At 63.2% G+C, this 21,091-nt stretch carries 22 protein-coding genes and 3 pseudogenes; 5 read left to right on the top strand and 20 right to left on the bottom strand.

Features of this window, described 5'->3' with window-relative positions; translation table 11 throughout:
* Positions 1-35: 35 nt before the first annotated feature.
* The 6 genes and pseudogenes from YO9_RS16465 to YO9_RS0102400 form a co-directional block, all read right to left on the bottom strand.
* Positions 36-188, bottom strand: a complete 153-nt coding sequence (locus YO9_RS16465) for a hypothetical protein (protein WP_223285992.1) — start codon at positions 186-188, stop codon at positions 36-38.
* 17 nt (positions 189-205) lie between these two features.
* On the bottom strand, positions 206-880 hold the full coding sequence (locus YO9_RS16460) for an SLC13 family permease (RefSeq protein ID WP_223285996.1): 675 nt from the start codon (positions 878-880) through the stop codon (positions 206-208).
* Entirely contained in the window at positions 835-1,350 is a 516-nt protein-coding gene (locus tag YO9_RS16455) for an SLC13 family permease (RefSeq protein ID WP_262925548.1), read from the bottom strand. Before YO9_RS16455 ends, YO9_RS16460 begins: the two co-directional genes overlap by 46 nt.
* Positions 1,351-1,599: 249 nt before the next feature.
* Positions 1,600-2,577, bottom strand: coding sequence for a HAMP domain-containing sensor histidine kinase (locus tag YO9_RS16450; protein ID WP_223285990.1), 978 nt, complete (start codon positions 2,575-2,577; stop codon positions 1,600-1,602).
* A gap of 35 nt (positions 2,578-2,612) precedes the next feature.
* Complete coding sequence (locus YO9_RS16445) at positions 2,613-3,116, bottom strand: hypothetical protein (protein WP_223285989.1); 504 nt, start codon at positions 3,114-3,116, stop codon at positions 2,613-2,615.
* 755 nt (positions 3,117-3,871) lie between these two features.
* A pseudogene (locus tag YO9_RS0102400) lies at positions 3,872-5,277 on the bottom strand (aldehyde dehydrogenase family protein).
* Positions 5,278-5,550: 273 nt separating this feature from the next.
* Between YO9_RS0102400 and YO9_RS0102395 the strand changes: the two are divergent.
* The gene (locus YO9_RS0102395) at positions 5,551-7,041 is read left to right on the top strand and encodes an APC family permease (protein ID WP_223285988.1); all 1,491 of its coding nucleotides are present in this window, start codon (positions 5,551-5,553) and stop codon (positions 7,039-7,041) included.
* A 34-nt stretch (positions 7,042-7,075) separates the two neighbouring features.
* Positions 7,076-8,407, top strand: coding sequence for an NAD(P)/FAD-dependent oxidoreductase (locus tag YO9_RS0102390; RefSeq protein ID WP_016996084.1), 1,332 nt, complete (start codon positions 7,076-7,078; stop codon positions 8,405-8,407).
* 37 nt (positions 8,408-8,444) lie between these two features.
* On the opposite strand, the gene YO9_RS0102385 is transcribed toward YO9_RS0102390, so the two are convergent.
* Both YO9_RS0102385 and YO9_RS16440 read right to left on the bottom strand, forming a co-directional pair.
* On the bottom strand, positions 8,445-9,410 hold the full coding sequence (locus YO9_RS0102385) for an AraC-like ligand-binding domain-containing protein (protein WP_016996083.1): 966 nt from the start codon (positions 9,408-9,410) through the stop codon (positions 8,445-8,447).
* Between the two features lie 239 nt (positions 9,411-9,649).
* Entirely contained in the window at positions 9,650-10,120 is a 471-nt protein-coding gene (locus YO9_RS16440; RefSeq protein WP_016996082.1) for a TetR family transcriptional regulator, read from the bottom strand.
* Positions 10,121-10,241: 121 nt separating this feature from the next.
* On the opposite strand from YO9_RS16440, the gene YO9_RS0102375 reads away from it, so the two are divergent.
* Entirely contained in the window at positions 10,242-11,198 is a 957-nt protein-coding gene (locus YO9_RS0102375; RefSeq protein ID WP_016996081.1) for an MFS transporter, read from the top strand.
* 57 nt (positions 11,199-11,255) lie between these two features.
* On the opposite strand, the gene YO9_RS0102370 is transcribed toward YO9_RS0102375, so the two are convergent.
* Entirely contained in the window at positions 11,256-12,332 is a 1,077-nt protein-coding gene (locus YO9_RS0102370) for a 2,3-butanediol dehydrogenase (protein WP_031272528.1), read from the bottom strand.
* A 113-nt stretch (positions 12,333-12,445) separates the two neighbouring features.
* A pseudogene (gene mgtE / locus YO9_RS0102365) lies at positions 12,446-13,703 on the bottom strand (magnesium transporter).
* A gap of 496 nt (positions 13,704-14,199) precedes the next feature.
* Between mgtE and YO9_RS0102360 the strand changes: the two are divergent.
* Positions 14,200-14,385: a hypothetical protein gene (locus tag YO9_RS0102360; RefSeq protein WP_016996078.1), complete on the top strand. Its 186-nt coding sequence runs from the start codon at positions 14,200-14,202 to the stop codon at positions 14,383-14,385.
* 147 nt (positions 14,386-14,532) lie between these two features.
* On the top strand, positions 14,533-14,970 hold the full coding sequence (locus tag YO9_RS0102355) for a PaaI family thioesterase (protein ID WP_016996077.1): 438 nt from the start codon (positions 14,533-14,535) through the stop codon (positions 14,968-14,970).
* Here YO9_RS0102355 and YO9_RS0102350 read toward each other — a convergent pair.
* From YO9_RS0102350 to YO9_RS0102320, 10 genes and pseudogenes are all read right to left on the bottom strand, one after another.
* The gene (locus YO9_RS0102350; protein WP_016996076.1) at positions 14,967-15,950 is read right to left on the bottom strand and encodes a DUF368 domain-containing protein; all 984 of its coding nucleotides are present in this window, start codon (positions 15,948-15,950) and stop codon (positions 14,967-14,969) included. The two genes, YO9_RS0102355 and YO9_RS0102350, sit on opposite strands and share 4 nt — an antisense overlap.
* 121 nt (positions 15,951-16,071) lie before the next feature.
* Positions 16,072-16,550 (bottom strand): annotated as a pseudogene (locus YO9_RS19550) (SDR family oxidoreductase).
* Between the two features lie 17 nt (positions 16,551-16,567).
* A complete protein-coding gene (locus YO9_RS19545) occupies positions 16,568-16,870 on the bottom strand; it encodes an SDR family NAD(P)-dependent oxidoreductase (protein WP_262925545.1) in 303 nt (100 codons plus the stop codon).
* Complete coding sequence (locus YO9_RS19540) at positions 16,863-17,552, bottom strand: amidohydrolase family protein (protein WP_262925544.1); 690 nt, start codon at positions 17,550-17,552, stop codon at positions 16,863-16,865. The genes YO9_RS19545 and YO9_RS19540 overlap by 8 nt, the downstream gene beginning before the upstream one ends.
* A complete protein-coding gene (locus tag YO9_RS19535) occupies positions 17,519-18,379 on the bottom strand; it encodes an amidohydrolase (protein ID WP_262925547.1) in 861 nt (286 codons plus the stop codon). The genes YO9_RS19540 and YO9_RS19535 overlap by 34 nt, the downstream gene beginning before the upstream one ends.
* Before the next feature lie 23 nt (positions 18,380-18,402).
* Entirely contained in the window at positions 18,403-18,570 is a 168-nt protein-coding gene (locus tag YO9_RS16425; RefSeq protein WP_016996074.1) for a hypothetical protein, read from the bottom strand.
* Positions 18,571-18,588: 18 nt separating this feature from the next.
* Entirely contained in the window at positions 18,589-18,864 is a 276-nt protein-coding gene (locus YO9_RS16420) for a hypothetical protein (RefSeq protein ID WP_223285987.1), read from the bottom strand.
* A gap of 38 nt (positions 18,865-18,902) precedes the next feature.
* Entirely contained in the window at positions 18,903-19,973 is a 1,071-nt protein-coding gene (locus YO9_RS0102325; protein WP_223285986.1) for an MFS transporter, read from the bottom strand.
* 129 nt (positions 19,974-20,102) lie between these two features.
* Positions 20,103-20,297 carry a hypothetical protein gene (locus YO9_RS16415; protein ID WP_223285985.1) on the bottom strand — a complete coding sequence of 65 codons (195 nt, stop codon included), beginning with the start codon at positions 20,295-20,297 and terminating at the stop codon, positions 20,103-20,105.
* A complete protein-coding gene (locus YO9_RS0102320; RefSeq protein ID WP_223285984.1) occupies positions 20,273-21,061 on the bottom strand; it encodes a LysR family transcriptional regulator in 789 nt (262 codons plus the stop codon). Before YO9_RS0102320 ends, YO9_RS16415 begins: the two co-directional genes overlap by 25 nt.
* Between the last annotated feature and the right edge of the window lie 30 nt (positions 21,062-21,091).

Here is a 21,091-nt window from a genome sequence, read left to right as displayed (position 1 = left end):
GGGTTCGCTTTCTGTGGAGAGTGAACGAAACGGGTTTAGAGGAACAGCGGCATGCCCATGAGGGGCCAGATGACAAAGGAGAAGACCAGGACCATGGCCACCATCAGCGGCGCCAGGAAGGCGCTGAGGCGGAGCAGGTCCTTGGGTTGATAGGTTTCGATCCCCTCGACGTCCGAGAAGAGGGTCACGGGCTTGGCGGAACTTGTCAGGGTGTGACAGAAACCCGCAGCCGCGGTGGAGACGAAGGCCGCCGCCATGGGGTCGACCCAACCCCCGGTGCCAGTGAGACCACGATCGGAATCAACACGGCGGATCGGGCCGAGCGCGACTGAATGATCAGGTGCGCTGCCGTGGACATCACCACGACCACCACCACAAAGACCACGCCCGCCGCAGCACCCGCCCCGGAGACCGGGCCGAGCACGCGCTGCGCCAGCCAATCCGCGGCACCGGACTCCACCAGGGCGGTGCCCAAGGTGAGGGTCGCGGCCATGAACAGGAGCATGGACCACGGCACGGTTTTCAATGCCTTACCCATGCTGACCAGTCCGTATCCGGGGCTCGTGGCCAACAACGCACCCAGCAGAGCCACCACCGCGGGATGCAGTCCGTGCAGAGATTCCGTGCACCACAGCACCACCACGGCCAGGGTGAGCAGTGCCGCGCGGGATTGCCCCACGGTGAGCGGACCGGTCAGAGGCATGGAGGTGTGTTCCTCGAGCTTCTCAACACTCACGTCCAACTTCTGCGAGCGGCCCTGCTTGTCCAGGAACAGCCACATGATCAGTTCGGCGCACGCGTAGGAGGAGATCACCGCGAGGGGCAGGCCGTAAATCAGCCACGTGGTGAACGAGAACCCGTCGTAGCCGGACGTCTGCAGGATCTGGCTGGTGATGATGTGCGCGCCGGCGCCAGATAGGACGCCACCGCAGACAACAAAATCACCGACGGGAACAATAGAGACAGGGCCAGCACGAGCCGTTTGCGGTCGTGCAGCGCCTGCGCCAAGGCCACGAAAATAGGCAGCGCGAGTGCCGCACGCCCGGACGTGGACGGGATCGCGAACGCCGTGGCCACCAGGACACCGGTCACCAAATACACGAGCTGCCGCACCCCGGTCGCACCAGTCACGATGTACACGGCCGCCCTGGTGGACAGTCCCGTGGCGGTCACGCCGGCAGCAATCACGAACGCGGCGAGCAGCAGCCAGACGGTGTCCTCACCCAGCGATGAGAACAGCTGACTGTCCGAGAGCATGCCGGTGAGCACGAGCACGATGGCCGCACCCAACGCCACATAGGTGTCACCGATGGACGAGAAGATCCACAGCCAAATGGCGATCGCGAACACGGCCAAGGTGAGGGCGCCTGGGCAGGCAACCGGGCGACGTCGGCGGCCGGGGTCGGCCCGAAGGCCTCGAAAGCGCACCAGGCCACGAAGGCCAGTAGAAGGAGCGCACCGATGATGGCCGGAACGTTGTCTTTCGCCCATGTGATCGGGGTGTCCTTGGGCGCGAGCCGGGTGGACGGGGCGGAGTGGTCGCGTACCGAACCGGCGGCTGATCAGATTCGGACGACGGAGAGGGCGCGGCTGAGGAACTCATCGTTCCTCCCGCATGGATTCGTGCACCTCTTCTGCGAGCTGTTCATCCTCCCCCGCCTTGCGTGGGGCCAGGGCGTCCACGGGAATGTCGATGCCGAACCGGGTGCCGGACGGTCCCCCGGATTCAACCCAGGCGCTGCCGTTGTGGGCGTCTGCCACAGCCCGCACCACGGCCAGTCCCAGGCCCATGCCGGACTCGTCCTCACTCTCGGAATTGGTGCGATACTCCTCGAACAGCCCCTCGGCCTGCTCCTGGTTGAGCGGAATACCGTGATTGGTGACCCACATGCTTAGAGTCTTGCCCTGATCGGTGAGGGTCGATCCCACGCGAATCGGGTCCTGCGGATCGGTGTGGTCCACCGCGTTGCGCACCACCTGGTGCATGGCATCCGCGATGCGCGCGGGATCCACCCAGGCCTCACCGTTAGCAGTGGATTCCAGGTTCCATTGCCGGTTGGGATTATTCTCGGCGGCGTCCGCGTAGACCTCCACGGTCAGCTGTTTCAGGCTGACGCGCTGCGGTTTCACGAAGTTCGGCTTGTCGCTCTGCGCCAGCAGGTCCAGATCCACCAGGGTGCGGCGCATCGACCGGATCTGGCGGTTGGCCTGCTTGGCCGCACGACGCCGCTCGGCCGGGTTCTCGTCCGCGGTCGCCATGGTCTCGATGGCCTGCGCCGTGCGTGAGAGCGGTCCTCGCAGGTGCTGTTGTGCTTCCAGCACGAAGTGCTGCTGGGAACCGTAGGCGCGTTCCACACGGTCCAGCATGTTGTTCAGGGTGTGCGCCAACTGAGATAAGTCGTCGCGGCCGTGCACGGGAATGCGCGTGGACAGGTCCTGCGCGGTAACGGAGTCCGCGACCTCACGCATGGTGCGGATGGGCTGCAGGATCCGGCCCGCCGCGAGCCAACCGATACCGGCCGTCAGCAAGAGCCCGGCCATGGCGATCCCCACGAGAACCACGACCTGCCGGTTCACGGCTTCGCGTGGCTCTTGCGTGAAGTGCACGACGATCAGGGTGCCTGCTCATCACCATTCGGGGCACCGGCGGACATCTTGCCCCAGCGCATTTCGCCGTGCTCACTGTCCGAGACGCCGGAATTCTCGCTGGACTGCACCAGTTCGTTCAGGCGTGCCCGGTCGCGGGCAAGCAACTCCCCCGGATCGTCACGGGCGTTGTCCGTGTACATGACCTGGTCACCCACCACGGCAATGATGGCTTCACCGGTGGCCGGGGTCTGCCGGGACAGGTAGCGCTGCATGAACGGTTCCAAGGAGGTGAACGGTTCTGCGGTGGTGGGGTCGACACCTTCTTGGGCGAAGACCCGGAACTCGTCGAACTCCTGCGAGATCGCAGCATTGGCGGACTCCGAAACCTGACCCATGAGGAACGAGCGCATGGTGACCGTGACTGCCAGTAGAGCCAGCAGTGTGGTCAACACGATCCAGCCCACGATGCGCCAACGGGCCGAGACCCGGGTCATTTCCATGGTGGAGTTCTGCGGTGTTTTAGTCATCGAGATCCCCATCCCACTCGTCATCCATGTCGTCATCGCCAGGGACTTGCACCGGGTGCGGGTTCTGGTAGACCTGCTGCGGAATTTCGCCCACGTTGGGCACGGGGACACCCGGACTTACGGGCGCTCGGTGACCGGTGCAGGCGAGGGAGCGTCGGATTCCTCAGCTTGATCCGGTGCCACTGACGCCGCATCGCGGGGCTCAGCAGAACCAGACGGCGTGGCTGACGAGGACGCGGATGCTGCGGGCTCAGACGGTTCTCCGGAACCGCTCAATTGCACTTCGATGGTTTCCTGCGGCAACCGCGGGGGTTCCGCAGTCGACGCAAGGGACTGACTCGCGAGGGCGAGCGCGATGGGTACGCAAATGACGCCCAGCAGCATGAGAATTTTTCGGATCACGCCGTAAGGATTACCGCACCAGGTGAAAGCGGGGTTAACTAATCATTAAGGTGTTCTCATGTTGCCGCCCCTATCGGAAGCCGTGAACCCCCTCCGACATGCGGTTCTGCTCGCGGCTCGTACCCCGGAGGCAACGAGCCCCCTCATCAAATTTATTTTGACATTGCATCGAATGATTAGAGGGGCTAATCCGCATTTATGGCGGATTTCCAAGGGCCTTTAGCCGAGAACAGTGAAACGCGTCAGATAACACTTCGATTACGAACCCGACATTCTGAAGAAGCCGGTGACCTCAGCACAGGGCTGCTGAGATCACCGGCCTCGACAGTGGGACCGAGCGGCGTCGTCGCCCGCTACCTAGAAATCACCTTGGGCGCGGCAACTGACTTGAGGCCCTCGACCCCGAATTCCAGGCCGTAACCGGAACTCTTGATGCCACCGAAGGGAACGCGCGGATCCACCGCACCGTGCTTATTGATCCACACGGTGCCCGCCTCGATCCGCTGAGCGACCTCGACGGCGGCGCCCGGATCGGACGACCACACAGAGGCACCCAACCCCACGTCCAGCCCGTTGGCCATGGCGATCGCTTCGTCAAGATCCGAGTACTTGATGATCGGCAGGGCGGGACCGAACTGCTCCTGCGCGACCAGGGGATTATCATTGGGCAGGTCCGCGACCAAGGTGGTCGGATAGAAGTAGCCGGCCTGCTCAGCCTCCGGATCGCCACCGATGAGCACGCGGCCGCCGCCATTCTTGGCGTCCTCGACAAGCCCGGCCACGATGTCGTACTGCTGCTTGTTCTGCAACGGACCCAGCACGTTCTGCTCTTCACGACCATTGCCCATGGGCATCTGCTGGGCACCGCGACCAAGGCGTCACACACGTCGTTGTAAACGTCCTCATGCACATAGAGGCGCTTGAGGGCGGCACAAGTCTGTCCGGTGTTGATGAACGCGCCCCAGAACAGGTCGCCCGCGATTTTCTGGGCGTCCACATCGGGCAGCACAACGCCCGCGTCATTACCGCCCAACTCGAGAGTGAGGCGAGCCAAGCTATCCGCGGCGGAGCGCATAATCGCCTGACCGGTCTTGGTTGAACCCGTGAACATGATCTTGTCGATGCCGTCGTGCTCGGTCAGCGCCTGACCGATCTCTCCGCCACCCGGAACCACGTGCAGTACATCCGATGGCAGCGCTTGGTTGAGCACGTGAATGAGGCCCAGCACGGACAGCGGCGTGTACTCGGAGGGCTTGACCACCACCGTGTTGCCCATGCACAAAGACGCAGCGACCTGCCACACGGTGATCATCATGGGCCAGTTCCACGGCCCGATCGCCCCGACAACACCCAGCGGCATGTAGTGCAGTTCGGCCTTGCCGGATTCGTCGTCCACGAGGACTTCCGGCTCCATGGGGGTGTCCGCATTCGCTCGCAGCCATGCGGCACAAGCACCGACCTCAAAGGCCGCATTGGGGCCGTTCTTGATTGGTTTGCCCTGCTCACGTGAGAGCAGTTCCGCGAGCGCTTCCGCGTTGGCCTCCACCGCATCCGCCGCTCGATGCAGGAACTCGGACCGCTTGGCATGGCCCGACGCCGCCCACTCTGGCTGCGCGGCGCGGGCCGCTTCGATCGCCTGGTTCAGTTCAGCCACCGTGGACTCGTGGACCTTGCCCACGAGCTCCCCCGTGGCCGGGTCGAGAATCTCGCGACCGGCTGGATTTTCAATGGCAGACAACAGTTCCTGATACGCGCTCATGGGTGCTCCTTGGATTGCAACGGCGGCCCACCACCGACTGGCGAAGGCCTGTCTCTGTACCCATTGTGGCGTGGATCACGCGCACTGATGTTGTCAGCCCGCGCAGCAGTTTTGGCCCCAGGTGCAGGAGGGGCCCTGAACATTTACATGACGGCACCTTGATCGGCACCGCGCAGTCAAAGACAACTGTCGAGCACTCCTGGACAACACCTTATGGATGTGACCTGGCTAACAATGGGCTAACCCAGCTGAAACCCGCATCGGAGGCTCACCGTGCAGCAACCTACTCGCCTCGCGAGGCGTCATTTATCCACCACAGCCCTGGTGTTCATGATCATCGCAGCGTCAGCGCCCTTGACTGTCTTGGCCGGCGGTGTGCCCACAAGCTTCGCTGTATCCGGCCTCCTCGGAGTGCCCGTGGGTTACCTGATCCTGGGACTCATCCTGGCTGTATTCGCCATTGGATACGGCGCCATGAGCGGCCATGTCCAGAACGCCGGAGCGTTCTACGCATACGTGGCCGAGGGCCTGGGAAACAGGCAGGGCATCGCAGCGGCCATCCTGGCGCTGGTCTCCTACAACATGATGCAGGTGGGCCTGTATGGACTATTCGGCTTCTCTCTGGCCGCGTTGATCACAGGGCTGTTCGGCATCGCGGTCCCGTGGTGGCTGGCCGCCCTGCTCGGATGGGTGATTGTTGGCGCTCTGGGTGTCAATAGTGTGGATCTCTCCGCCGAGGTCCTTGGTGTTCTGGTCGCACTCGAATTCCTGGTCGTGGGCGTGGTCTCCATCCTGGCGCTGGTAGCCGCCCCGGAGGGAATCGAGTTCCAGACTCTCGATCCACAGAACTTCTTCACGCCCGGAATTGGCGTACTTCTGGCTTTCGGTATCGCTGCGTTTATGGGGTTCGAATCGGGTGCCATCTATTCCGAAGAAACCAAGAATCCTCGCAAGACCGTGGCCCGCGCGACCTACGTCGCAGTGGCCGTAATCGCCGTGTTTTACATGTTTTCGTCATGGGCATTCTCGGTAGGCGTGGGCGCCTCGAGCATCGTGGCCTCGTCTCAAGAATTCGGGCCCGACCTCGTCTTCGTGTGGCTCGCGGAGCGCAGCCCTCTGCTTGCCGACGTCGCTAATGTCCTTTTCATCACCAGCCTGCTTGCCGCACTGGTCGCTTTTCACAACGGCGCCGCCAGGTATTTCTTCGCTTTAGGCCGCACCGGAGTGCTTCCGAAGAAACTCGGACTGACATCCGCTCGGACCGGCGCCCCGTTCGCGGGGTCCCTTGCGCAGTCTGCCGTGGCGGTTGTGGTCATCGTAGTTTTCGCACTGGCCGGTGCAGGATCGCCCTTGGGAGATCTTTTCCCAGTTCTGACGCTTTTCACCTGGCTGACCAACGCGGCCGCTTTTGGGCTGGTCTTCCTTCTGGCCATTACTTCTATCGCCGTGGTCGCATGGTTCTCCCGCCGTCATCACGGCCACGGTGTGGGCACGCGAGTGGTTGCCCCGGTGGTCTCGGCCCTCGGGTTGATCACCGTGGCCATCCTCATCCTGGTCAACTTCGACCTCATGATCGGGGCGGAGGGCCCATCACCGCTGGTGGCCATTATGCCGGGCATCATCATCGGCTCGGGAGTAGTGGGACTGATCTGGGGTGAAGTCCTTCGCCGACGCCGCCCGGACGTGTACCGGGCCATGCAGCACGAGGACCAGATCCCTGAGTCGCAAGAACTTCCGGTAGTCGCAAACCATCCCCATTCCTGATCTGTCCAACAACCCATTCACTGGAGGAATCACCATGAGCAATCCCCACGTCGTAGTTGTCGGGGCCGGCTTCGCTGGCCTAGTGGCGGCCCGAGAACTGCAGATGGCTGGCGTAGACGTGGAAATCGTTGAAGCCCGCGACCGTATCGGCGGACGAGCGTGGACCGAGGAACGAATGGGGCGCCCACTTGAGCTCGGTGCCACCTGGGTGCATTGGATGCAGCCTCACGTGTGGTCCGAGATCACCCGGTACGACCAAAGCATCTACCCCAGCCCGTTCTGTGATGACGCCTACTGGGTCACCGGCGACTCGGTCAAGCACGGTTCCGAAGCTGACCTCGAGGCCGCGATCGACCGCCCGATGCAGAAGATCTTCGAGAACTCTCGCGATTTCTTCCCGTACCCCTACGAACCACTGCATGTCCTCGATGAGCGCAGCGGAAGCTCCCCAGAACTGCGGCAGCAATTCCTCGCCGCTGACGAAGGTAGCGTTCTTGACTGCCTCCGCGATGGGTCCTTCAGCCAGGAAGAGATCGACCTCTGTAACGCCTTTTGGGCCGCCGGTTACATCGGTGACCCGGAACAGGGATCGCCGCTCATGGCCAAACAATGGGCGGCACTGTCCGATCACCGAATGAGCCTCATGGAAGAACAGACTCTTCGGTACAAACTCACGAATGGCATGCGGGGCATCTACGAGAACATCGCGGCCGACCTCAACTGCCCGATCAGGCTCAACACCCCGGTCAAGTCCATTGACCACCGAGCAGCCGGAGCCACGGTCACCCTGGAGAATGGTGAGAGCATCTCCTGCGACAGCGTGATCGTCACGGTCCCCGTGGGAGCGTTGCCCACCATCGAGTTCACCCCGACACTTCCAGACGGCATGCGCAACATCATCGATAAGAAGTGGAACTCCACCGGCTGCAAGATCTGGGTCAAGATCAAGGGCCACCACAGCATCCTTGGTTACGCCCCCACCCCCGCCAAGATGGCGATTTTCCGCAGCGAATTCTTTCTCGACGACGACACCACCATTTGCGTAGGGTTCGGCCCCCACCACGATCAGGTGAATCTCAACGACCCCAAACACGGGCAAGAGATCGTCAACCAATGGCGACCTGACCTGGAAGTCGTAGACTCCACCGGCCATGACTGGGTCGCGGACAAGTGGAGCGGTCAGGCTTGGGCAACGCTGCGTTCGGGACAGTTCACCAACGGCTGGCACCACTTCCGCACCACCGACAGCCGCCTGCATTTCGCGGGAGCGGACTGGGCGCGGGGCTGGCGCGGTGTCGTGGTGGATGGCGCCATTGAAACCGGGCTGAGCACGGCGCGAAACGTGATCAAGGAGCTGAAGGTCTAACCGTCATAACGCATGCTGGCCGGGCCCGGCGGGATACTCAGGCCCCGGCCAGGATGCGTCTTCGATATGCCGACGGCGTCTCCCCATACTCCGCTTTGAAGCTCTTACTTACGTGTGCTGCGTCCAGTAAGCCGTAGCGAGAACTCACGCTGTGCACCGTCTCGTCCGCGAGCGCGGGATCCGAGAGATCTTCACGGATCGCTTCCAACCGCTTCAGACGAACGGTCGAGGACACGGTGAGGTCCTGGGCCGCAAATCTGCTGTGCAGCTGGCGAACCGAAACGTACAGCGCCTTAGCAATGGTGCCCGGCGACAACTCAGAATCGCCCAGATGGTCGTCGATGTAGGCCGCTGCCTGCTGGACCAGCAGGTCTCCCGGCTGCTCCTCGCTGAGTTCCAGAACGTCCGAGGACAGCACGCTCACAAGCATGCCCAGCGCGCTCCTGACCAAACGCATGGCGTGGGGCCCGTGAAGTAGATCCATGTTCTCGGCGAGATCACGGAACATGGGGGCGGCCACCCGGCCCAGCCCATGGTCCTGGGTGATCCGCCGCGCGGTGACCATCTCCACCTGAGCCGGAGTCATGTGAACCACGGAGCGAGGAAACGTCATAACCATAGAGTGCTGCGGACCACGAAAATCCAGCTCGTAGGGCCGGTACGCTACGTACAGTCCCAGGTCACCGGGCTCCAACTGGCACTCACGCCCGTCCTGGCGGAGAGTGCACACCCCTTCCAACTGCAGGCTGAGCTTGAAGTACTCCCCCTGGTCCTGCTCGACCAGCTGTGCAGTGCGCACCACCCGGTGAGCGTCGGTGGACATATCGAACAAATGCACGTCGTCGAGTTCCACCACGCGTAAGTTCGCGCGGAATTGGCCCTCATTGGGAGCAGTGATTTCCAATGCCGAGAACGAACCACGAATCACTTCCCGCCACTGCGGCATGGTCAGGCCGGTGTACAGACCGGCAGGTTCAACAGACGGTTGCTGGGGTGTCGCCATGTCCCTCTCTCCCTCGCTGCCCGGTTGACGGCATCCTACGAAGATTCGGGTGCGGCCGACACCAGGAGACCGATCCTCGCTAGCGGGACGGAGCGGCGTCGGCGGCTATCCGACGGCGCTGCGTAACCGGGCCCGGCATTCTCGGTAGACCGCAACGGGGTCGGCGGTCTCGCCACGCGTGGCCAACTCGCCCCAGCGGATCCAACTGACCCGCCACACTGCCACCGCTGTTTCGGAGATCAGCAGCAGCGTGGCCGGGTCTGCCTCCGGTAGTTGCTCGGCCAGACGTGCACGCAGCGCACCGGGAGGACCAACTCTTGCGATGCTGCCAGAGACTGCAGATCCGCGTCCCGCGCCAGCAGTTTGGCCACGCGCCGGTGTTCATCGAGTTCGGGATCATTGTCCGCACCCATGACCGTTTCCGCCATGGTTTCCACCGCACGGAGTACCGCCGCGGGATCTGGATCAGTGATCTCAAGCGAATCGATGGCTCGCAGCATCCGCCGCTGACCGGGCAGTGCCGCTTGCTCCTTGGTCGAGAAATAGCGGAAGAACGTGCGCGGTGAAACCCCGGCGCGTTCGGCAATCTGGTGGACCGTGGTCTCCCGCACCCCGTACGCCTCGAAAAGTTCCAGTGCAGCTTGATGGATCTCGCGCTGCGTTTCCAGTTTTCGACGAGCCCTCAGCCCCGCCTGCGGTTCATGCTCCATGACGCCCTCCCTGACGCTCGGCACCCCATTGTGACCAACCCCACGGCTTTATGTCACTTATGCCAAAGTGGCATTCAGTGCCATTATTGAGTGTAATCCCCTCTGAGAAACAGGTACTTGCATGTCCCATGCCCACATTCAGGATGAGCCGACCACCGGCCAATTCCAAGCGGTAGCCGATACGGCCGCCCGATCCGCTCTCGAGCTCGAACCGGAGCGCCCCGCCACCAAGCACATCGTTGCCGTGATCTCCGTGCTGGTGACCTCCGCTCTGATCATGATTCTGAACGAAACGGTCCTGACGGTGGCCCTGCCCAACCTGATGGCCGACTTCAGCATTACTGCGGCCACGGCCCAGTGGCTGACCACAGGATTCATGCTGACCATGGCCGTGGTGATCCCCACGACCGGATGGATGCTCCAGCGTTTCACCACCAAGGGCCTGTTCACCGCGGCCCTGCTGTTGTTCGGGATCGGTACCGCCATGGCTGCGTTCGCGCCAAGCTTCGCCGTGGTCCTTCTGGGTCGGATTGTGCAGGCCGGCGGCACGGCCATCATCCTGCCGCTGTTGATGACCACCACCCTCACCTACGTTCCCCCGGCCCACCGCGGCACCATCATGGGACTCAACTCCGTGGTGATCTCAGTGGCTCCGGCCATTGGCCCGACCATCTCCGGCATGATCGTCAATGCCCTGAACTGGCGCTGGGTCTTCGGCCTGATGCTTCCGGTCGGGATGCTCGTGCTGCTCCTGGGTCTGGTGCTCATCAAGACGACCGGTGAGACCCGCAAGATTCCCCTGGGCGCCTTCTCCGTGCTGCTCTCGGTCTTCGCCTTCGGAGGCATCGTTTACGGCCTGGGATCCATGAGCGCTTTGTTCCAGGGTTCGCTGCTTCCTGTGCTCGCCCTGGCGGTCGGCGCAGTCGCCCTTGCGCTGTTCACCATCCGCCAGGTGCGCCTCCAGCGCGCAACGGACGTCGCCCTCCTGGATGTGCGCTCCGTTCGTGAAGAAGCTACCCCCGGTGCCCGTCCGAGTGACCGTGGACTGATCCCTGCGACGTCGAAAATCCCGGCCTGACTCGATCGCGAGCCAAGCCGGGATTTTCGCAACCATCTAGAGCCTGCCGAGGACTACTTACAGTCCTTCACCCGAGGGGGAGACGAGAATCTTGACCGCAGTCTCGTTGCGGTGGATGAGCGTATCGAACCCCTCATCCACAAGACCTTCCAACCCGATCTTGCCGGTGATGAACGGCTTGAGATCAATCTTGCCGGACTCCACGAGCTCGATGGTGGCGGGGTGGGAATTCACATATGCAATGGTGCCGCGCAGGTCGATCTCCTTCATGACCAGCTTATGGATATCGAAGTTGGACCGTTCCGCCCAGATCGATACGACGACCAGCACGCCAGTGGGTCGCAGGGCATCCATCAAGGTGTCCAGCACCACCTGAACCGACGTGCACTCGAACGCGACATCCGCACCTTTACCGCCGGTAATCTTCTGAACTTCCTTCACCACGTCCACTTCCCGTGGATCCAGCGCATAATCTGCCACGCCGGTCTCCAGAGCTTTCTCGCGACGCAGGGAGGAGAGCTCCGACACCACCACGGTGATACCAAGGGCCTTGAGCACGGCGGCGGTCAGCAAACCGATGGGGCCGGCACCACCCACCACTGCTACGTCCCCGGCTTTGGCCCCGGAGCGCTCGACGGCGTGATATCCCACAGATAGTGGCTCGATCAGGGCGGCCTCGTCCAAGCTCACGGAGTCCGAAATCGGGTGCACCCAGCGGCGCTTGACGGCAATGCGCTCCCCCAGGCCGCCGCCGCGTCCGGCGAGACCGATGAAGTTCATGTTCGGAGACAGGTGGTAATCCTTGGATTCAGGACCGGTGTCCACCTCGTCACCAATGATGTAAGGCTCGACCACCACGTGCTGACCGACCTCGAGATCTTCCACGCCTTCACCGAGTTCATCGATCACTCCGGAGAACTCGTGCCCGAGAGTCACCGGAGCAGTCTCACCCGAGATGGGGTGCGGGGTGTCGTGGGTGGGGCAGAAAACGGGCCCGTCCTTGTACTCATGCAGGTCAGTGCCACAGATGCCGCACCAGGCCACTTTGATTCCCACCTCGCCCGGGGCCACCGTGGGCTCGGGAATCTCTTCAATACGAATGTCGCCTCGGTCGTAAAACCGTGCTGCCTTCATCATGAACCTCCGGATCACTCATGGGACCGGGAATGGAGACTCGATCCCTGTGGTCTGACCATAAGCACGATGGGGTCTAAAAATAAAGACCCAGGGAAGCATGGAACACATTTCTAGCCCAATCCCAGAATGGCGCGAGCAATGAAGAAGTAGACCACCAGGCCGGTCGCGTCCACGAACGTGGTGATGAAAGGGTTGGAGAAAACCGCCGGGTCCACTTTGATGGCGCGGGCGATCAGGGGCATGAGGCCACCCACCGTGGCAGCCAAGGTACAGATCGCAGCCAAGGTCAGGCCGATGACCGCGCCGATCGAGGCCCCGTAGATGATTCCGGCGATGACAAAGCCCGCAGCTCCCAGGAGTAGGCCCAAGCTCACGCCCACGCGCAGTTCCCGCAGCCACCTTGGCCACGTCTCGCGGGCGAACATCACCCAGGGCGAGTGCACGCGTGATGGATGTGGCCGCCTGATTACCCGTATTGCCGCCCGTGCCGATGAGCAGCGGGATGAACACGGATAGCACCACCATTTGCTCGAGCGTGGATTCAAAGACCTCGAGCACCTGGACTGTGAGGGTCGCACCGATCGCCAGCACGAGCAGCCAGACCACGCGGGCTTGCACGAGAGTGCGCACCGGAGTGGACAAATACGGACGACGCAGGGGCTCGGAACCGCTGATGCGCGCCTGATCCTCGGATTCGGCGTTCTCGAGGATGTCCAGGGCGTCGTCCACGGTCAGGATGCCCACGAGCCGATCCTCGTGATCCACCACGGGCATGGCCAACAATCGCAACCCCGCGCAGCGGCGTGCCGCCTCCTCCGCAGGTTCGGTCGCGGTCGCGGAATCCGCCTCGCTCATCAGCTCAGCCACGGGAGTTTCGGGATCGGCACCCATCACCTGGCGCAGCCCCACAACGCCCACCAGCTTCCGGGAGTCATCGGTCACGGGAATCGTGTAGATCGTCTCCGCACGCTGCAGTCCGTGACGGATGCGCTGCAAGCTCTCTCCGGCGGTGAGGTGCGGGTGGGTGGTCACGCACTCGGGGTTCATCCGACGCCCAATGGAGCGCTCCGGGTAGCCCAGCACCACGGAGGTGAGCTCCCGCTCGTCGTCCGGGAGGTCCCGCAGCAATCGGGTAGCCACGGTGGCGGGGAGCTCATCAACCAGGCGGGCACGGTCATCTGGAGTCAACCCCGCGAAGATCGCGGCGACGTCCTCGTCCTGCAACCCCACGACCAGTTCTTTTTGGAGCGGCGCATCCAAACGTTCGAACACCACGGACGCACGGTCCTTGGGAAGCATGCGATACACCAGTGCCCGATCACGCACGCTCAGTCGTTCCAGGAGCTCGACCACCTGGCCCGAGGGCATGGCGTCGATCGAGCTCGTCACCCGGTCGAAGTCCCGTTTCGAGACTGCGGATTCAACATCCTGAAGCTGCCGGCCGGTCACCGGTTCGGCTTTGCGATCCACTGCATCTCCCTCGTTGTTACGTCCTTCAAACCCGCCAGGGTCACCGCGGAGCTCTCCCCACCATTCTCCGCGTTGTTCCTAGTCAGTAGGCTCCATGAACTCACAAGAAGCCGGTCGCAAGTGTGGGTAATCACATTCATCCACGGGTGATTCTCGGTTGTTACGTTGGTTACGTCCAGGTCAGGGAGAAGGTTTGGGGGAACCTAACCGACACTCGCGACATGGGCTTCTTAGTTCGACGCCTGCGGGGGCAGGCGCATCAAATATCTGGAGGAAACCCGTAAAAAAGAATATCGTCAAGACCGGTACCGCCATCGCAGCTTTCGGCGCCCTGACCTTCGGTTCTGTCGCTCCGGCACAGGCCACCTTCTTCCACCCGGCTCCCAGCCACCCCGTGACCTCCTGCTCCACTTATGACCCTTGCAAGGACGGCGGCAGCACCGGCGGCGGCCACACCGGTGGTCACACCGGCGGCAAGGACATCCTGGGCGGCCTGTTCGGTCACAAGATCAACTTCGTCAAGGACGTCATCGACTTCAAGCTGGGTCTGTTCCACAAGATCTTCAGCTTCAAGCACTGAGGTTCCGTTTCACTGATTTCCTAGTGAACGTGCCCCGCACCTTCTGGTGCGGGGCACGTTCTTTTGCGCCGGGCACTCCTCAAATCACCAGCGGGCACCTAAGGTAGTAAAAAGTTTTGCTATTTCTGCTCCCCTCGGAGGACCCGCATGAACGCCGACCCGAATGACATGCCCGCAATCCGCGAAATGCTTCACGAGATTTTGCGGAATGATCCCGCCCCACTGCACCTGGGCATCCAATTGGGGGACATCGACCAGGGACGCGTGGTCATGACCATGCCCATCGCCGATCACATGGCCAACAGCCACGGTATGAGCCACGGCGGCTACCTGTTCACCCTGGCCGACACAACTCTCGCCTACTGCTGCGCGACCGCGGGTACGCGCATTGTCACCCGCAACGCGGAAATCACGTTTGTCGCCCCGGCCCACGCCGGCCAGATCGTGACGGCGACCGCTACGCGCCGGGTGAGCTTTGGCAGGAACCAGATCTGCGACGTCGTTCTGGAGGCCGACGGGCGCGTGGTCGCCTACTTCACGGGGCAGGGAACCACGCCCCCGCCGCCGCGTGAGAACAAGTCCTAGCGAGCCTCATCCGCATCCACCCGGGTTGCCTCCAACTGCGCGCGCCGCGTGGCCATCTTGACGTCCACGTAAATCAAGATCCCCACAACGATGCCGCCCACAGCAGCCACCAGAAGCAGCATGGGCCAATTGTCACCGGGTGCTTCGAGCGTACGGTCGTCGATCTGCCACGGCCACAGCGCCCGCAGCGCTCCGAGCATCAGCCCGGCCAGGACCACCATGGTCGGGCGGTAGCGATAGGCGAGCAACAACTGGAGGCCCTTCACGAGAACGGCCATGCCCATGATCGCACCCACCATGAAAAGCCCCAGGTAGCCCAGGTCCAGCTCATCCACGGCCTTGAGCGTGGGCTGGTACAGGCCGATGGTGAGCAGGATGAACGAGCCGGACAGTCCCGGCAACAACAGCGCGGAGACCGCGATGGCGGCCGCCAACACAATGATCACGGGATTCGGTTCCACCGTGGTGGGCGGAATCGACACTATGAAGAACGCGAAGAGGAACCCGGCGATACCCATGATCCAGTCGATTGCACGCCAGTTCCTGCCCGCCAAGCGGATGGGTACCGCCACCGAGACCAGTACCATGCCGAAGAACAAGGCCCGCATGACCTCGGGATGATCCTCGACCGCGCGCGACATAGGACCCGCAATCGTGAAGACGGCCAGGACCATGCCCAACATGACGGGAATGATCATGCGCCAGTGCACCTTGGCCAGGTTCTCCTTCACCCCGGCCATTCGATCCGGGCCCAACAGGGCGCGCTTGCCGGCGCTGACCACGTGGGACGCGGAATCAATGAGCTCATCGTAGATCCCCACGACCAGCGCCACCGTGCCACCGGAAACTCCCGGGATGGTTTCCACCGTGCCGATCAGGGCACCACGGATGATGTTGCCGGGGATATTGCGATGCTCGGTGACCTGATGCGGTTCTGCGGTCGGTTGTGGTTTTCCGGTTGGTCGTGCGGTGGCGCCCATGCAGTCGTATCCCCTCGTTCGCGGCTGAATGGTCCACGCTACCGGGCCTACCCGTGCGGTCCCTCAGACTGTTCTCGGTGACCGGCGCGACCTCAGCCGGCCACCGTAGAACAGACGGTGATCAGACCGCGGACCAGCCGCCGTCCGAGGGCAGGATGGCTCCGTTGATGTTCACGCTGTCATTGGAGGCCAAGAATGTGATGCTGGCAGCCAGGTGCGCGGCCTGGGCCATGCCCGGCATGTTGGAGCGCACTCCTCCCAAGCGAACTGCGCCGGACTCGGACATGTCCGCCGGAAGCTTGATGCCGGTGGCCACGCCACCCGGCGCCACCGCGTTGAACCGAATGCCTGAGTGGCATACATGAAAGCAGAGCTGACGGTCAGACCCACCACGGCGTGCTTGGAAGCGGTGTAGGCGGCACCCGCAGCGGAACCGCGCAGACCCGCCTCTGAGGTCAGGTTGACCACGCTGCCGTGACCGGCCTCGAGCATCAAGGGGATCACGGCGCGGGTCAGGCGCATCATGGCGTCGACGTTCACGGCGAAGACCTTTTGCCACGTCTCGTCCGTGACCTCGTGCAGCGGTGCGAAGTTGTCCATCACACCGGCGTTGTTGATCAGGCGTCCACGCGATTGTCGGCGGCTGACAGGATGCCGGGGATCGCGTCAGGATCCGTGAGGTCCGCTTGCACGGGCACCAGGGACTCCGAGAACTCGCTGGAGAGATCGTCCAGACCATCGGTGTTCAGGTCCACTGCGACCACGCGGCCGCCCTCGCGGAGAATCCGGGAGGTCGTGGCCAGGCCGATACCAGCACCTGCGCCCGTGACGATCACCGTCTGACCGGCGAACCGTTCGGGCACGATCCGCTCTTCCCACTCGAGATTCAACATGGTGGGCATACCCGGAGTTTCAGTCATTGTTCTCCCCTTCATCGCGGTAGACGACCCGTCCGTCGCACACGGTCAGAACCGGCCGGAGGTCCTTGAGATCCTCAGTCTCAACACTAAACGGATCACGGTCCATGAGCACCAGGTCTCCCAGGAACCCCTCCGCGATTCGCCCCAACCGATCCTCTTCGAAGGAAGCACGAGCCGCAACGGTGGTGAACGCGGCGATTGCTTCGGCCACGGAGATGTTCTGCACGGTGTCCAGGAGCCTACCGGAGGAGGTTCGTCGGGCGACCGCGGCGTACATGCCCAACCACGGGTTGGGCGTGGTGACTGGGAAATCCGAGTTGATGGGCGCGTCAATGCCGTGATCGATAAACGTGCGCATCGGGTAGGTGCGCTTGATGCGCTCCGGACCCAAGTTGTTGAGGTAGCTGTCCCCGAGCTCGAACAGGAACGCGGTAGATGCTGCGGCAATGATGTTGCCGTCCCGCAGCCGGTCCAATTCTTCCTGGTTGGGCAACCCGCAATGTTCCACCCGATGACGGCGCGATCGCACCACGGTGTCGTAGAGATCGTGAGCCTTGGTCTCACCGGTCTCATCCGATGGTCCGCCGGTGTTCTGCGCGCTGTCCGCCGCGTCCCGGCCGCCCGCTTCAATCAGGTCCAGCGCCTGGGTCACGGCACGTTCACCGATACCGTGCACGGCCACGCGCTGCCCTGCGGCGACGGCCTTGGCACGAGGGGTTCGATCTCGGAGGTGTCGTAGTAGAGGATGCCGCGCGAGGAACTGCCCTCGAACGGCTCAGCCACCGCGGCGGTGCGCCCGCCCACGGAACCGTCGAGCACGAACTTGAGACCCTGGTAGCGCAGCATGTCGTTTCCGAAACCGCTGCGCAGGCCGGTGCCGAGAACGGCGTCGTAACTGCCCGGGAACTCACCTTGCGCGAGCGCGAAGTACCACGGCCGGAAGCGCACCGAGAGTGCACCCTCCGCGAGCAGGGTTTGATAGACGCCCATCTCGGTGGGGCCGGAGCTCATGTCGTGAACTGTGGTGACGCCCTTGCTGGCCAGGTCATCGAGCGCCAGGCGCATGCCCTCGGTCATGCCTTCGGGGGTGTCCGTGGGGAGGTCGACCAGGGACATCGCTTTTTCCTGCAGCAGGCCCGTGGCGCGCCCCGATTCGGGATCACGCACGATGCAGCCGCCGGACGGATCCGGGGTCTCGTCGGTGATGCCGATGAGCTCCAGTGCGGCGGTGTTCACCAGCGCCATGTGCGCGCACGTACGGCGAAGGAACACGGGGTTCTCGGGTGCGGCGCGGTCCAGGTCCTCCAGCGTGGGGCCGGGGCCGTCCATACGGTGTTCGTCGTATCCCCAGCCGGCGATCCATTCACCGGGTTCCGCGTTCTCGGCCGCTTCTCGAAGGGCACCGACAATATCCTCAACAGTCCCTGTCACGGCGGGGCGACAATCCACCTGCAGCAGACTCTTGGCATACATGCCCGGATGGCCATGCGATTCGATCAGCCCCGGCATGAGAAAGCGCCCACCCGCATCGATCACCGGGCGTCCGGGGCGCTGCGCTCTCGCGCTTGCTCCGAACTGCCCACGTAGGTGATCACACCATCGTTGACGACGACGCCGCGTGGTGCGGTTTCGTACGCGCTGCCGGGGTCGTAGACCACGGCGTTGATGACGGTGAGGTTGCGGGTGGGACGCTCTGTCATGGGTAACTCCTCATGCAGTTACTTGCGGTTGAGCAGGTCCCCGCTGATCTGGTCGACGCCCTGCGCGTCATCGCGGCGGATCATGATTCGCGCGATGATCGAGGAGACCAGGGAAATCACTGCGATCACGAACAGCAGGATGGCCGGGCCTGTAGAGCCACCGCCGGTTGCCACCAGGATGGTTGCCGCGAGTGCGGGCATAAAGCCCGCGACAACGCCCGCGAGGTTGGCGGACAGCGCAATCGCCGAGTATCGGATCTTGACCGGGAACAGCTGGGTCAGCACGGTGCCCACGGGGGCGTAGGCGATCGAGGCAAAGCCCAGGCCGAGGATCAGGCCACGGTGATCATGGCGGTGGAACGAGTGTCCATGAGCCAGAAGATGGGGAATGCCACGAGCGCGGCAATCACGTAACCGGCAACCACCACGGTGGATGGGCTGGTCTTGTCCGCGATCTTTCCTGCCGCAAACATGGTCACGATCTGTGCCACGGCGCCCCACGTGATGGCGTTCAGAATCACGGTGGACGGCAGACCCAACTCGTCGACCACGTAGCTGATCATGAACGTGGTGAGCATGAAGAAACCGGCGTTACCGAACAGGTAGGTACCGATGCCCACGAGGAGACGACCCGGAACCGTGCGAATGATTTCGACAACCGGTGCGCTTTCCTTCTCGGCGGGCGCGGCGGCCTTGGCCGCCTCGGCATCCTTGAAGTCATCAGTCTCGTCGACCTTGAGGCGGATCCACACACCCACGGCGACCAGCAGGATGGAGATCAGGTACGGGATACGCCAGGCACCCTCGAGGAACTGTTCACCGGACGCCGCGACAACCGCCGCGACGATCACGCTGGACAGGATGGTGCCGGTGGGCGAACCCAACTGCACCACAGCACCATAGAAGCCGCGCTTGCCTTCGGGTGCGTTCTCTACGGCCATCAGTGTGGCACCGCCCCATTCACCACCGGCGGCCATGCCCTGCACGAAGCGGAGTACACCGAGCAGGATGGGCGCTACGAGACCTGCGGTTTCGTAAGTCGGCAGCAAGCCGATCAGTGTCGATGCAACGCCCATGGCCACGATGGTGATCATCAGAATGGTGCGGCGGCCGATGCGGTCACCGAAGTGACCGGCGAGCAGCGCGCCGACGGGGCGGGCAATGAAGCCGACGCCGAAGAGCAGGAACGAACTGATGGTGGCCAGTGCGGGATCGTCGCCGCCGAAGAACAGCGGGGCGAACACGATGGCGGACGTGGTGCCGAACAGGAAGAAGTCGTACCACTCAAGGGACGTACCCACGTATGCGCCCCACAGGGCACGACGGGCCTTCTTCGGATCGTGGACTCGCTGGGCGGGCGCGGGATCAACGCCACCAGCGGGGGAAGCTGAAGTGCTGGACATGGAGAACCTCGAAAGAACGGTGGTGCGGAACCCTGACAGTGTGATGTAGGGCACCGAGAGTGTAGGTATTCACTATGTGACCCGGATCGCAAGGGGTCAAATACCTCTTAAGTACTGTGTTCATGCCGTTCAGGCATAGTTCCAGGGTTCGTCCATGCCACCCCAGTCGGCGGCGGCCCAGTGGGACAAAAATTGTGACAGCCTACCGGCCAGTTCGAGCAGTTGTTCGTGGGCGTAATGCCCGCGTGGCCACACGAGGTGGAGCTGGAGTGCGAGAGGTACGCGAGCGGCGTCGTCGGCTATGAGTCCGTGAGAACTGCGCATCTCGGGGACCAGAACGCGAATGGGGTGGGCCCCGAACCGCGGGAGTTCGGAGGTGAATCCCGTGGCGGTCCCGGAGGCGGCGAGCGCATGATGGCCTGGCCGTCGTCGGATTCCATAACCGAAGGGAACCGGATGCCCGCGGCGGAGACCGCGAAATCCAGGAGGTAACGGCTCGCGTTGCGGTGGGTCGGGAGGACCACGGCGTGATCGGCGAAGTCTTCGATGGGCGCCTCGACCACGCCCGCGAGCGCCATCGGGTGACGCGCGGAGACGCACGCGTAGATCGGTGCGGAACCGAGTAGCTCGGAGACCAGTTCGCCCTGCATGGGGGCGGTGGAGATGGCGGCGTCGCAGCCTTCGCGCAACGCCACGGGGATATTCGCCTGAATAACGGTGCGCGCGTTTACCACGGGATCGTCCGGGCCGAGCGTGGCGATGAACGGTGCCAGGAGGTTACGCAGGGTGGCCTCCGTGGTGCCCACTGTGAGGGTCGAGACCCGACCCGTGCTCAGCGTGGCCGCGCCGCGCTCGAAGCGGTCCACTTCACCCATCAGTCTGCGCGCCATGGGCACCAGCCGCTCCCCCGCCGTGGTGAGCACGAGCCGATTGCCTTTGGGCCGGAACAGCGTCAGACCGAGGTCCTGCTCGAACAGCTTGATCTGCCGACTCAACGCCGGCTGCGCCATCCGCAGCGACTGCGCCGCGGCCGTCATGGTCTCCGCATCCACGGCGGCCAGGAAGTACTTGACCCTGCGAAAACTCATCTCAGCCATGGGGTAAGTGTGGCAGGTGAC

Source organism: Kocuria atrinae C3-8, from assembly GCF_000286355.1.
Lineage (GTDB): Bacteria > Actinomycetota > Actinomycetes > Actinomycetales > Micrococcaceae > Kocuria > Kocuria atrinae_A.
This window is presented reverse-complemented; position numbering and strand designations above follow the sequence as displayed.